We start from the raw sequence: 13,314 nt of genomic DNA on the forward strand, positions 1-13,314 counted from the left end.
ACTGTGATCGATAAGCGGGGCATTCTGTCACAGATTGCCGGCACCGTGTGCGAGCCGGCCCGAGGCGCACGCACAACATTCCGTGGCGGCATCGACTTTGCCAATCAGTTAAGATGCGAACGAGTATTCTCAGTGGAGCGCCATGTTGTCACCTCGATCGATTCCCCGCCCGCGTCCCCTGTCCCAGCTCGTGCGCCATGCGCTGGTGGGATCGGGCGCATTGTTTATCGCCACGGCCGTGTATGCACAAGCGACACCGGAAAACGCGCAGGCGGTCGACTATACGGTACGCATCGATGCCCCCCGCGCGCTCGAAGAATTGCTCGAAGATAACCTCGACCTGATGCGCTGGCGCGGCAATGCGCGGGTCGACCTCGAACAATTGCAGCGTCTGGTGAAAGAAGCGCCCGAGCAGGCGCGCACCCTGATCGCCACCGAGGGTTATTACTCGCCCAAGGTCTCGGCCGGCCTGGATACCAGCGGCGCGCGGCCGGTGGCGCGCGTCATCGTCGATCCCGGCCAGCCGGTGCTGGTGGGCGACCTCGACCTGGTGCTGCAGGGCTTCGTCCCGTTCGAGGAAGGCGGCGCGCCGTTCGACGCCAATGCCTTGCGCAACCGCTGGACCCTGCCGGTCGGCAGCCAGTTCCGCCAGGCCGACTGGGAAAGCGCCAAGAGCGGCCTGCTGCGCGACGTGGCCCAGACCCGCTTCCCGCGCGCGCGCCTGGTCGAGACCAGCGCCACGGTCGATCCGGATTCGCGCCGCGCCCTGCTGCGCGTGGTGATCGATTCCGGCCCCGAGATGCGCTTCGGCGAGCTGCGCATCCGCGGCCTCAAGCGCTATCCGCGCGAGGTCATCACCAACCTCAACAAGATCAATCCGGGCGACGAGTACAGCGAAGCCGCCCTGCAGGCCCTGCAGTCGCGGGTGCAGGACACCGGCTACTTCAGCAGCGTCGAGGTCAGCACCGACATGCGCGCCGTGCTCAATGCCGAGATCGCCGACATCAAGGAAGACGCCGACGACGACGCCAACCCGGCGACGCCGGAGCGTCCCACCGGCCCCACGACCCTGCCGGTGGTGGTGCGGGTGACCGAGAACAAGCAGAAGAACGTCGAGGCCGGCCTCGGCTTCTCGACCGACACCGGCGCCCGCGCCTCGCTGGGCTATGACGACCTGAACGTGTTCGGCAAGCGCTTCAAGAGCGACCTGATCTACGAACAGAAGCGCCAGACCGCCAAGGGCGAATTCTTCTGGCCGACCTCGTCTAAAGGCCATAACGACAGCGTCAGCGCCGGCGTCGAGCGCGAGGACCTGCGCGGCGAGATCACCACTCTGGCCAGCGTGGCCGCCCGCCGTACCTGGGGCTCGCCGCTGCTCGAGCGCAGCCTGACCTTCGAAGCGCTGACCGAGAAACGCGAAGTCGAAGGCCTCGAGCCGACCCGCGCCAAAAGCCTGCCGCTCACCTACAGCATCACCCGGCGCAAGCTGGACAGCCTGATCCAGCCGACCAACGGCTATGTGTGGAACGCCCAGTTCGGCGGCGCCGTGCTGCCGATCCTGACCGACGAAAAATTCCTGCGCCTGTACCTGCGCGGCATCTATTACAAGCCGGTCGGCGCCGCCGGCACCCTGATCCTGCGCGGCGAGACCGGCGCCGTGGCCTCGAAAGAGAAGCTGGGCGTGCCGAGCACCTTCCTGTTCCGCGCCGGCGGCGACCAGTCGGTGCGCGGCTACGGCTACCAGGAACTGGGCGTGCAGGAGAACGGCGCCACCGTCGGCGGGCGCTACCTGGCCACCGCCAGCGCCGAATACCAGTACTGGTTCAAGCCGCCCTGGGGCGTGGCCGTGTTCTACGACGTCGGCAACGCCGCCGACAAGTTCGGCGACCTCAATCCCAAGTCGGGCTACGGCGTCGGCGCGCGCTGGCGCAGCCCGGTCGGCCCGATCAATGTCGACCTGGCCTATGGCCACGCGGTGCGCAAGGCGCGCCTGCACTTCTCACTTGGATTCACGTTCTGATGGATACCCCTGAAAACCACCAGGCGCCGGCGCCTGACCAGCCTCAGGCTCATAAAACCCGCCGCTGGCCGCGCCGCGTGGCGATCGGCGTCGTCGCCACCGGCGTCATCGTCGGCGGCGCGCTGTGGTATCTCGGCCGCGAGACGACCCTGCAAATGATCGTCCAGCGCGTGGCCGACGCCACTGGCGGCAAGCTCACCGTCACCGGCGTCACCGGTTCGATCTACGGCGCCATGCACATCGAGCGCCTGGTGTGGCGCACCGACGAACAGATCGTCACGGCGGTCAAGATCGACGTCGACTGGTCGCCGTCGCAGATCCTGTCGGGCGGCATCCTGGTCGACAAGCTGTGGGCCGCCAGCGTGCGCATGCAGACGCTGAAGGAAACCGACGAACCCTCGGTGCTGCCGGCGAGCCTCGCGCCGCCGTTCCGGATCGAAGCCGACGACGCCCGGCTGAACCGCCTGACGATGGTGAACGTCGCGGGCGCCGAAACGACGATCGACAATATCCGCGTGCGCGCCAAGGGCGACAAGCGCAGCTGGGTGGTGCAGGATGCCGCGGCCAGCACGCCCTGGGGCCAGGTGGCGGCCAACGCCACGCTCGGCGCCCAGCGCCCGTTCAAGATCGAGGCCTCGGGCAGCCTCACGCAATCGCAGGCCAGCGCCGGCGCGCGCGCCGCCCAGCTGCAGCTGAAGGTGGGCGGCGACATCGAGAACGCGACCCAGATCGACGCCACCGGCCAGGCCGGGCGCGCCATCGGCGACGCCCACTTCACCATTTCGCCCTACGCCGAGATTCCGCTGCGCGCGCTGCGCATCAATGGGCGCAACCTCGATCCGGGCTTCTTCAATCCCGCACTGCCGACCGCCGACCTGACCCTGGCCGTGGCCGGCAAACTGGACGCCAACCGCAATATCAGCGGCAGCGTCGACATCACCAATATCGGGCCGGAAGGCACGATCGACCAGCAACGCCTGCCGCTGCGCGCCGCGCGCGGCCAGCTGGGCGGCAGCCTGGACGCGGTGCGCATCTCCGACGTGCTGCTCGACTTCGGCGCCGCCGGCAAGTTCACCGGCACCGGAGGCGTCCAGCGCGAAAAGGACGAGGAAGGCATCGGCAGCGCTCGCTTCACCCTGCAGACCGAGCGCTTCAACCTGCGCGAAGTGCATTCGGCCATGAAGCCGACCGCGATCAAGGGCAGCATTGCCGTCACCAACGAAGCCACGCGCCAGACGCTCGAAGCCAACCTGCTTGACGCCGGCCTGCGCCTGGCCGCCCTGGCGACCCTGGAAAACAACGTCGCGACGCTCAAGGAAGCGCGCCTGACCGCGGGCCGCGGCAGCGTCACCGCCAGCGGCAGCATGAACCTCGAGGGCGACAAGGCCTTCAAGGCCACGGCCAGCGCAAACCGCTTCGATCCGTCGGCCTTCGGCGACCTGCCGGTGGCCGACATCAACGCCACGATCAATGCCGCGGGCGCGCTCAGCCCCGAGTGGAAGGTCGACGCCGACTTCGCCGTGCGCCAGAGCCGCCTGATGAACCAGGCGCTGTCCGGCAGCGGCAAGCTGAGCGCGGATGCGAAACGCATCAGCGGCATCGACGCCAACCTGGCGCTGGGCCAGAACAAGGTCGATCTGAAGGGCGCGTTCGGCGGCGCCGGCGACCGCCTGAACTGGCGCCTCGACGGCCGCCAGCTTGCGGCGGTGCGCAGCGACCTGTATGGCGCGGTCACCGCCAACGGCGTCGTCAGCGGCACCATGGAAGCGCCGCGCACCACCTTCGAGGTCAATGCGCAAGACCTGGGCTGGGTCGCGGCCCAGCGCAAGAACGGCAGCGGCGTGTTGCGCGCCAGCGGCGAAGCCTGGCTCGGTGGCCCGGAAAATGCGCGCGCGGTCGAGGTCAAGGCCAGCGGCAGCACCCAGCGCTTCAACCCGGCGGCCTTCGGCTCTCCGCTGGCCGGCAACATCAATTCGACCTTCAGCGGCAGCGGCCGCGCCGGCGCCGACTGGCGCGGCGCGCTCGACTTCAAGCTGGCCGACGATTCGACCCTGGCCAAATCGCCGCTGCGCGGCCATGCGCGCCTGACGGCCGACCGCCGCCACGTGTCGAATGCCGACGTCGACCTGCGCATCGGCCCGAACGTGATCGCCGCCACCGGCGCCTTCGGCCTGGCGCGCGACACGCTGAACTGGAAGATCGACGCGCCGCAGCTGGCCGCGCTCGGCCCCGAGTTCGGCGGCGCGCTGCGCGGCTCGGGCGCCTTGTCCGGCACCATGGACACGCCGTCGCTCAGCGCCAGCATCGAGGGCCAGAACCTCAAGGCGCTGGGCACGCACAATGTGCGCTCGCTGCGCGCCAGCGCCAACCTCGGTTCCGGCCGCGGCGCGGCCGATCCGCTGGTCAGCAACGTCGAGGTGCTCGACTACGTCAGCGGCGAGACGCGCGTGGCGTCGGTGCGCCTGCAAACCGAGGGCACGCGCGGCGCCCACGTCGTCAAGCTGTCGGCGTTGGGCGACGCCTTCGACGCCAATACCGAAATCCGCGGCGGCTTCAACCGCGACACCTGGAGCGGCACGCTGGCCGCGCTGCAGAACCGCGGCCGCTACGCCATGCGCCTGCAGAATCCGGTGCCGGTCACGATCGCCGGCGCGCCCGGCTCCGGCATGAAAGGCCTGGCCAGCCCGGAACGCATCGCCTTCAATGGCGCCGTGATTGCCCTGCCGAACGGCAGCATCACGGTCGACACGCTCACCAAGGACGGCCCGCGCTGGAGCAGCCGCGGCCACGCCGACAAGGTGCCGCTCACCTACCTGGCGCAGTTCTCCCCTGCCCTGGCCGACAACGCGCGCGGCGACCTGACGCTGGGCGCCGCCTGGTCAGTCGACATGCGCGCGCCTGTCGCCAACGGCGCCGCGCCTTCGCTGGCCGGCAACGTGCGCGTGTTCCGCGAAGCCGGCGACGCCATCGTCGGCGGCGACACCCCGGTGCCGCTCGGCCTGCGCCGGCTGGAAGCGTCCGCCGAAGTGGTCGGCAGCGGCCTGCGCGTGAACCTGGACTTCGACGGCGCCCGCACCGGCGTGGCGAAAGTCGAGGCGAATGCCCAGATGCTGAACGGCCGCCTCGAAAGCGACAGCCCGCTGCGCATGACGGCCAATGCCGACATCCCGTCGATCGCCTGGCTGGCCTCGCTGGCCGGCCAGCCGGGGCTGGAGCTCGACGGCGCGCTGCGCCTGGCCATGACGGGCGGCGGCACCATCGGCCGCCCCAGCCTGAACGGCAACCTCGATGGCGACAAGCTCGCGGTGCGCTGGGCCGAACAGGGCGTGCGCCTGCAGAACGGCCAGTTGCGCGCCCAGCTCGGCGGCGACCAGCTGCGGGTGGAGCGCCTGACCTTCCAGGGTCGCCAGGGCAGCGCCGCCGCCAGCGGCTTCGTGCGCTTCGCCGACGGCGCGCCGACCATGGACGTGCGACTGAACATGGACAAGCTGGAAGCGCTGTCGCGTCCCGACCGCACCCTGATCATGAGCGGCCAGGCTTCGCTGGTGCGCGACGCCAGCCGCTTCGCGCTGGAGGGTAAATTCCGCGCCGACCGCGCGCTGATCGAATTTGCGCCGCAGGGCCGGCCGACCATCTCGGACGACGTCATCGTGCTGGGCCGCGGCGCCGAGACGAAAACGCCGGCCACCAAGGAAAAGGAAGTGCCGCTGACGGTCGACCTCGCGGCCGACCTGGGCGACGACTTCCACGTGCGCGCCATGGGCATCGACGCCTACCTGGCCGGCAGTGCACGGGTGCGCATGACGGGCGCCGGCCAGCCGCGCATCAACGGAACGATTCGTGCGGTGAACGGCACCTACGCCGCCTACGGCCAGAACCTGTCGATCGAGCGCGCGGTGCTGACTTTCAGCGGCCCCTACGACAATCCATCGCTCGACATCCTGGCGGTGCGCAAGCGCCCCGAAGGCGAACAGCTCTCGGAAACCAACGTCGAAGCCGGCGTGCAGGTGCGCGGCACCGCGCAATCACCCACGGCGCGCCTGGTGTCGACGCCGAACGTGTCGGACAGCGACAAGCTGTCCTGGCTGGTGCTGGGGCACAGCATGGAAGCGGCCAGCGGCGACCAGAAAGGCGTGCTGACGGCCGCCGCCAGCGCCCTGCTGGGCGGCAGCGGCGGCACCGGCGGCATCCAATCGAAGCTCGCGAACTCGCTGGGCGTGGATGAGCTGGGGCTCAAGCAGGGCGCCGGCGGCGGCGATTCGTCGGGCCTGGAAAGCACCGTGGTCACGGTCGGCAAGCGCATTTCGTCGCGCGCCTACCTGAGCTTCGAGCAGGGCACCAGCACCGCCTCGAGCCTGGTGCGCCTGCGCTACAAGCTCACGCCGCGCATCGCATTGCAGTTCCAGACCGGGACCAATAGCGCGCTCGACGTGCTGTATTCCTGGGCCTTCGATTAAGGACGGGGCGGGAGTGAGAGCGGCCGCCTGCCTCCTTCCCGCGCTGCTGGCGCTCGCCTTGCCTGCGACGGCGCAAGACCATGGCGACCTGCTGCGCTCGCCCGAGCGCATCGAATGGGAGGCCGGCGGCCTGTACCAGGGCCGCCTCGCGGACGGCGCCCTGTTCCAGGTCGCGCTGGCCTACCCCGCGCTTGGCGGACTGCCGGGCGACGCGGCCAAGATCATGGCTAGCGCTTTCTGGTTCGCGCGCGACTACACGGGCAAGGCCCGTACCCTGGCGCTGCTCAAGGCGCCGCCGGGCGCAATGGAGCTGGCTCCCGTGCTCGACTCCGGAGCCCAGGGGCCGGAGCGGTTCGCGGTCGACCTCGACGCCGACCGGCGCGGCGGCAAGGGCAGCTGGCGCCAGGCGCAAGACAAGCCAGCGCAGTCGTTCTCGTTGAAGCGCATCGTGGCCTACCGTGCGGTAGCCCTCACCCGGCCATCGCCGCAGGCCCAGGCCGAGGGCTCGGACCAGCCATTCGTGTTTTCCGCCGTGTTCCCGGTATTCCGTGACGCGGCGCTGGACGCCTGGGTGCGCGACATGGCCGGCCGCTGCGACGCCGACCTCGAATGCACGAACAAGGTCGTGGTGCGCTGGCATTCGAAGGGCCAGCTGTCGCTCGACGCCAGCGCCTGGACCTTCGGCTACGGCGCCGCCCACGGCAACTACCGCTCATCGATGCGTCACTATGCGCTCGGCGGCGGCAAGGCCGTGCATACCCGCTTCACGGGCTTCGTCGACGCCGCCACGGCCTGTCGTGACAAGGTCTCGGCGGCGCTCGTGGCCAGGCTGGCCGCGCAAGGACTGTCGTGGGCCGAGCAGGGCGCGCTGGACATGTTCAAGGAGCCCAAGTTCATTCCCCTGCCATCCGGCATCGAGTTCCACTGGGATCCGTATGAGGTGGGCAGCTTCGCCCAGGGCATCCCGAGCGTGTTCCTGCCCCGCGCCGAACTGGAAGGCTGCGTCAGGAACCTGCCGCACGGCGATTGAAGCAAGCCGCGGGCGTCAAACCGACGTCGCGCAGCAGGCGGCCCAGGAAATAGCCGTTGAAGACGCCGAACATGGCGCAGACCGCCATCACCACCATCCCATGGCCTGCCAGGTCGGGGCGCACGGCCAGCAGCACCGAAGTGACGTACTTGAGCGCGAAGATCGACAGCATCAGCAGCAGCGGGACGACGCTCCCGGCCACGCGCACCCGGCCCGGCGCGCTGCCGGGCGCCACGCGCACGCGGCCGAAGCGCCAGGACAGCAGCGCGGCCGCCGCGAAGGCCGTCATCCATGCCGCCAGCACGGTCGCCCCGAACCCGAACTTGAGCGCGATATCGTGCAGGGACAGGACGAGCATCACCAGCGGCAGCACGAACATCCGGCGCAGGGCGATCTCGCGCCCGCGCAGTTCGGCGACGCCGCGCCACACGAGGAAGGCGAGGATGGCCCAGACGTAGAAAGGGGTGTGGCTCAGGATCTGGATCAGCATGGCGCTCTCCGGCAAGTGGTTGGAAGTGGCGCCAGTATCCCGACCTTGCGCCCGCAGCGCGCGGCGATGCGACGAAGCGCCGCCGGCGCGGCGCGAAACGCATGTGCGCGGCGCGAAATTCAGCGCGGCCGGGTAGAATTTCGCGCATGCCACGCAAAACTCCCATCTTTCCTGGCCCGCGCACCGCGCGCGGCGCCGTGCTGGCCGTCCTGCTGTCGGGCGCCGACCAGGCCGGCGCCGAACCGCTGCGCGGCCGCGTGACCCTGGCCGCCATCGTCCGCGCGCTCAAGCGCAAATACCACTGGCCGATCGACACTACGAGCTTCCCGTCCAATGCCGCCGACGGCCGCGCCACCTGGGCCACGGTCTATAGCCTGCCGCAGGACGTGATCGACGCGGCGCTCGATGCCAAGGGCCGCGACTGGCTCAAGAGCGCACATCCATAAATTCTACTCATGGATGTGCTGGGCAATTGATGTTGCTGTATCATCAATCAATGGCCCGTGACAATATCAACGACATCCTCGTCTTCCTCGCCGTTGCCCGCGAGCGCAGCTTCACGCGCGCCGCGGCGAAACTCGGCATGACCCAGTCGGCGCTCAGCCACATCGTGCGCTCGCTGGAAGCGCGCCTGGGCGTGCGCCTGCTCACGCGCACTACCCGCAGCGTCTCGCCGACCGAGGCCGGCGAGCGCCTGCTGCAGAACGTCGGCCCGCGGCTGGAAGAAATCGAGGCCGAGATCACGGCCGTCAGCGACCTGGGCGACAAGCCGGCCGGCACCATCCGCATCACCGCGATCGACCACGTGATCGACACGATCCTGTGGCCGCGCATCGCGCCGCTGCTGCCGCAATACCCCGACCTGCACGTCGAGATCAGCTCCGACTACCGCCTGATCGACATCGCCGCCGAGCGCTACGACATCGGCGTGCGCCACGGCGACCAGCTCGAGAAGGACATGATCGGCGTGCGCCTGACGAACGAGGTGCCGATGCGGATCGTCGGCGCGCCCGCCTATTTCGAGCGGCGCCCAAGGCCGACCTCGCTGCAGGAGCTCATGAAGCACAACTGCATCACCTTGCGCCTGCCCAGCAGCGGCGGGTTGTATGCGTGGGAGCTGGCGCACGAAGGCCAGCCGCTGGAAGCGCGCGTGCGCGGGCAGTCGGTGTTCACCAACGTCTACCACATGCTGGACGCCGCATTGCACGGCGTCGGGATCGCCTTCCTGCCCGGGAGCCTGGTCGACCCGCACCTGGAGGCGGGACGGCTGGTCAGCGTGATGGACGATTGGTGCGTACCCTTCGAACCGCTGCACGCCTTCTATCCCAGCCGCCGCCACTCCTCGCGCGCGCTGATGCTGGTGATCGACGCCATCCGTTACAAGGAATAATGCACGGAGCAGCGCCGATCTCCTGCCGTCAAGCCAGCGACGGCATCTTCTGCAACATCTTGTCGAGCGTGACCGGATAGTCGCGCACGCGCACGCCGGTGGCGTTGTAGATCGCGTTCGCCACCGCCGCGCCGACGCCGCACAGGCCCAGTTCACCGACGCCCTTGGCCTTCATCGGCGACGTCGTCGGATCAGTCTCGTCGATGAAGATCACCTCCTGGTGCGGGATGTCGGCATGCACCGCCACCTCGTAGCTGGCCAGGTCGTGGTTGACGAAGAAGCCCAGGCGCTTGTCGACGGCCAGGTGCTCCATCAACGCGCCGCCCACGCCCATCGTCATCGCGCCGATCACCTGGCTGCGCGCCGACTTCGGGTTCAGGATGCGTCCCGCCGCGCACACCGACAGCATGCGCCGCACGCGCACCTCGGCCGTGGCGACGTCCACCGCGACTTCGACGAAGTGGGCGCCGAAGGTCGACTGCTGCATCTGCTTTTCCAGGTCGCCGTATTCCATGGTGTCCTCGGCCACGATCGCGCCGCCCCTGGCCACCTCGGTCAACGGCACCGCGCGTCCGCCCGCGCGCACCGCGCCATCGATGAATTCGGCCTTGGCGGCGTCCAGCCCCGCCTTCTGCGCGATCTGCTCGCGCAGCTTGACGCAGGCGGCGTAGACGCCGGCGGTCGAACTGTTGGCGCCCCATTGGCCGCCCGAACCGGCCGACACCGGATAATCCGAGTCGCCCAGGCGCACGTTGACCCGCTCGACCGGCAGGCCGAGCATCTCGGCCGCGGTCTGGGCGATGATGGTGTAGCTGCCGGTGCCGATATCGGTCATGTCGGTTTCGACCGTCACCTTGCCGTCGCTTTCCAGGCGCACACGCGCGGCCGACTTCATGTTCATATTGTTGCGGAAGGCCGAGGCCATGCCCATGCCGACCAGCCACTGGCCCTCGCGCACCTGGCCCGGCTGCGCCTTGCGCTTGCTCCAGCCGAAGCGCTCGGCGCCCTGGCGCAAGCACTGCACGTAGCGGCGCTGCGAGAACTTGCGGCCCGCCTTTTCGGGGTCGACCGTGGTGTCGTTGACGATGCGGAAGGTGACCGGATCCATCTTGAGCTTCTCGGCCATCTCGTCCATCGCCACCTCGAGCGCCATCATGCCCGGCGCCTCGCCCGGCGCGCGCATCGCATTGCCCTCGGGCAGGTCGAGCGTGGCCAGCTGCAGGCGGGTCAGGCGGTTGCCGCCCGCGTACAGCAGGCGGGTCTGCTGGACCGCGGTTTCCGGCTGGCCGCCCGGCAGGTCGCCCGACCAGCTTTCGTGGGCGATCGCGCTGATGCGGCCTTCGCGCGTGGCGCCGATGCGGATGCGCTGGATCGTGGCCGGACGGTGGGTGGTGTTGTTGATCATCAGCGCGCGCTGCAGCGCGACCTTGACCGGCCGCTTGGCCGCGCGGGCGCCGAGCGCCGCCAGCACCGCCTCGGCGCGCAGGAACAGCTTGCCGCCGAAGCCGCCGCCGATATACGGCGAGATCAGGCGCACGTTGCCGGCCGGGACGCCGAGCGTCTTGGCCAGGTCTTGCTTGCCCCAGTCGATCATCTGGTTCGAGGTCCAGACGGTCACCTTGTCGCCATCCCACGACGCGATCGAGGCATGCGGCTCCATCATCGCGTGCGACTGGTCGGGCGTGGTGTAGGTGGCGTCCAGCTTGACCGGCGCGCCCGCGAAAGCGCCATCGAAGTCGCCGACCTTCGATTCGGCGTCGCCGGTCTTGGGCGTGACCGCCGCGTTCATTGCCGCGGCCAGGTCGTAGGAGCCGTTCGCCTTCGCGTACTCGACCTTGACCAGCGACGCCGCGGCGCGCGCCTGCTCGAAGGTCTCGGCCACGACGATGCCGACCGCCTGGTGGTAGTGCTGCACTTCCGGGCCGGCCAGCAGGTGGGCGGTATTGAAGTTGCCCTTGCCCAGCTTGCCGGCGTTCTCATGGGTGACGACGGCGATCACGCCCGGCGCGCGGCGCGCGGCAGCCGTGTCGATCGACACGATGCGGCCCTTGGCGATCGCCGCGCCGATGACATAGCCGTAGGCAGCGTTCGGCGCTGCCGCATGCTGCTCGTAGGCGTAAGGGGCGGAACCGGTGGTCTTGAGCGGGCCGTCGATGCGGTCGAGCGGCTTGCCGACGACCTTCATCTGGTCGATCGGATTGGTGGTTTCGGGTTTGGTGAATTTCATGGTCTCAAGCCTTTCTTTCAGCTCGCACGGGCTTGCGCCAGGATCGCATCGAGCGTGCGCTCGACGAGCAGGATCTTGAATGCGTTGTCGTCGGTGGTGCGGGCGCCGGCCAGCAATTGCGCGGTGGTGGCCTTGCCGCCGCGCGGCAGCTGGCTTTCCGCCGCCGGCACGCGCCACGGCCGGTGCGCCACGCCGCCCACGGCCACGCGGCCGCTGCCGTCCGGCTGCACCACGGCCGCCACCGAAATCAGCGCGAACGCATACGAGGCGCGGTCGCGCACCTTGCGGTAGTAGTGCTTGCCGCCCAGCGGCTTGGGCAGGGTCACCGCCGTGATCAGCTCACCCGGCATCAAGCTGTGCTCGATGTGCGGCGTCGTGCCCGGCAAGCGATAGAAGTCGGCGATCGGGATCGTGCGCGCGCTGCCGTCGGGACGCACGGTCTCCACGCCGGCGTCGAGCAGTTGCATGGCCACCGCCATATCGCTCGGGTGGGTGGCGATGCAGGCCTCGCTCTGGCCCACGATCGCATGGCCGCGCGTATGGCCGCCGATGGCCGAGCAGCCGCTGCCGGGCACGCGCTTGTTGCACGGCATATTGGTGTCGTAGAAGTAGGGGCAACGGGTACGCTGCAGCAGGTTGCCGGCGGTGGTCGCCTTGTTGCGCAGCTGGGTCGAGGCGCCGGCCAGCAGCGCGCGCGACAGCACGGCGTAATCCTTGCGCACGCGCGCGTCGGCCGCCAGGTCGGTGTTGCGCACCAGCGCGCCGATGCGCAGGCCGCCCTCCTTCGTCGCCTCGATCTTGTCGAGCGCCAGGCCGTTGACGTCGATCAGGTGGGCCGGGGTTTCGATCTCGAGCTTCATCAGGTCGAGCAGGTTGGTGCCGCCCGCGATGAAGCGCGCGTTCGGCGTCCTGGCGGCGGCGGCCGCCGCATCGGCCGGGGTCGCGGCCTTCTGGTAGCTGAATGCCTTCATGCCTTGACTCCTCCGACTTCCTTGATCGCGTCGATGATATTGGAATAAGCGCCGCAGCGGCAGATATTGCCGCTCATGCGCTCGCGGATCTCGTCGACGGACAGCAGCGGTTTCGCGTTCAGGTCGCCGGTCACATGGCTCGGGATGCCCTGGCGGATCTCGTCGATCACCGCCACGGCCGAACAGATCTGCCCCGGGGTACAGTAGCCGCACTGGAAGCCGTCGTGCTTGACGAACGCCGCCTGCATCGGATGCAGCTTGTCCGGCGTGCCCATGCCTTCGATGGTGGTGATCTCGGCGCCGTCGTGCATGATCGCGAGGCTCAGGCAGGAATTGATGCGGCGGCCGTCGACCAGCACCGTGCAGGCGCCGCACTGGCCCTGGTCGCAACCCTTCTTGGTGCCGGTCAGGTGCAGGTTTTCGCGCAGCGCGTCGAGCAGGGTGGTGCGGGTGTCGAGCGTCAGTTCGCGCGGCTGGCCGTTCACGCGCAGGGTGACCTTGCTGGTCACCGGCGCCAGCGTCTGGGCCGCGCCGGCGGCGCCCTGCCCCGCCGCCTGGGCGCCTGCCAGCGGCAGGGCCGCCGCCGTCGCGCCGAGCGCGCCGCCGATCAGGACACCGCGCCGGGTCTGGTTGATATTGGTGGAGTCGTCCATCAGGGTTGCTTCCTTCTGTCAGCGGTTAATAAATCTGGTTGATGTTACGGCAAGCCCTTCCCGCGATTCATGAAGG

At 69.2% G+C, this 13,314-nt stretch carries 9 protein-coding genes; 5 read left to right on the forward strand and 4 right to left on the reverse strand.

Annotation, left to right across the window (positions count from 1 at the left end):
* The first annotated feature begins 142 nt into the window (after nt 1-142).
* From HMPREF9710_RS01140 to HMPREF9710_RS01150, 3 genes are read left to right on the forward strand one after another with little or no spacing between them, the layout of a single operon-like run.
* Nucleotides 143-2,020, forward strand: a complete 1,878-nt coding sequence (locus HMPREF9710_RS01140) for an autotransporter assembly complex protein TamA (protein ID WP_005663085.1) — start codon at nt 143-145, stop codon at nt 2,018-2,020.
* Complete coding sequence (locus tag HMPREF9710_RS01145; RefSeq protein WP_005663087.1) at nt 2,020-6,477, forward strand: translocation/assembly module TamB domain-containing protein; 4,458 nt, start codon at nt 2,020-2,022, stop codon at nt 6,475-6,477. Before HMPREF9710_RS01140 ends, HMPREF9710_RS01145 begins: the two co-directional genes overlap by 1 nt.
* A gap of 13 nt (nt 6,478-6,490) precedes the next feature.
* Nucleotides 6,491-7,507, forward strand: a complete 1,017-nt coding sequence (locus HMPREF9710_RS01150; protein WP_005663089.1) for an RsiV family protein — start codon at nt 6,491-6,493, stop codon at nt 7,505-7,507.
* Here HMPREF9710_RS01150 and HMPREF9710_RS01155 read toward each other — a convergent pair.
* Entirely contained in the window at nt 7,482-7,997 is a 516-nt protein-coding gene (locus HMPREF9710_RS01155; protein ID WP_005663091.1) for a DUF6622 family protein, read from the reverse strand. The two genes, HMPREF9710_RS01150 and HMPREF9710_RS01155, sit on opposite strands and share 26 nt — an antisense overlap.
* Nucleotides 7,998-8,143: 146 nt before the next feature.
* On the opposite strand from HMPREF9710_RS01155, the gene HMPREF9710_RS01160 reads away from it, so the two are divergent.
* Entirely contained in the window at nt 8,144-8,443 is a 300-nt protein-coding gene (locus HMPREF9710_RS01160) for a hypothetical protein (protein WP_005663093.1), read from the forward strand.
* A 50-nt stretch (nt 8,444-8,493) separates the two neighbouring features.
* Nucleotides 8,494-9,387 carry a LysR family transcriptional regulator gene (locus HMPREF9710_RS01165; RefSeq protein WP_040774866.1) on the forward strand — a complete coding sequence of 298 codons (894 nt, stop codon included), beginning with the start codon at nt 8,494-8,496 and terminating at the stop codon, nt 9,385-9,387.
* A 28-nt stretch (nt 9,388-9,415) separates the two neighbouring features.
* On the opposite strand, the gene paoC is transcribed toward HMPREF9710_RS01165, so the two are convergent.
* Genes paoC through paoA form a run of 3 tightly spaced genes read right to left on the reverse strand, consistent with a single transcriptional unit; the run spans nt 9,416 to nt 13,238 of the window.
* Complete coding sequence (gene paoC / locus HMPREF9710_RS01170) at nt 9,416-11,614, reverse strand: aldehyde oxidoreductase molybdenum-binding subunit PaoC (RefSeq protein WP_005663097.1); 2,199 nt, start codon at nt 11,612-11,614, stop codon at nt 9,416-9,418.
* Nucleotides 11,615-11,631: 17 nt separating this feature from the next.
* Nucleotides 11,632-12,585, reverse strand: a complete 954-nt coding sequence (locus HMPREF9710_RS01175; RefSeq protein WP_005663100.1) for an FAD binding domain-containing protein — start codon at nt 12,583-12,585, stop codon at nt 11,632-11,634.
* Nucleotides 12,582-13,238: an aldehyde dehydrogenase iron-sulfur subunit PaoA gene (paoA, locus tag HMPREF9710_RS01180; protein ID WP_005663101.1), complete on the reverse strand. Its 657-nt coding sequence runs from the start codon at nt 13,236-13,238 to the stop codon at nt 12,582-12,584. The genes HMPREF9710_RS01175 and paoA overlap by 4 nt, the downstream gene beginning before the upstream one ends.
* Nucleotides 13,239-13,314: the final 76 nt, after the last annotated feature.

The sequence above is a fragment of the Massilia timonae CCUG 45783 genome, assembly GCF_000315425.1.
Lineage (GTDB): Bacteria > Pseudomonadota > Gammaproteobacteria > Burkholderiales > Burkholderiaceae_D > Telluria > Telluria timonae.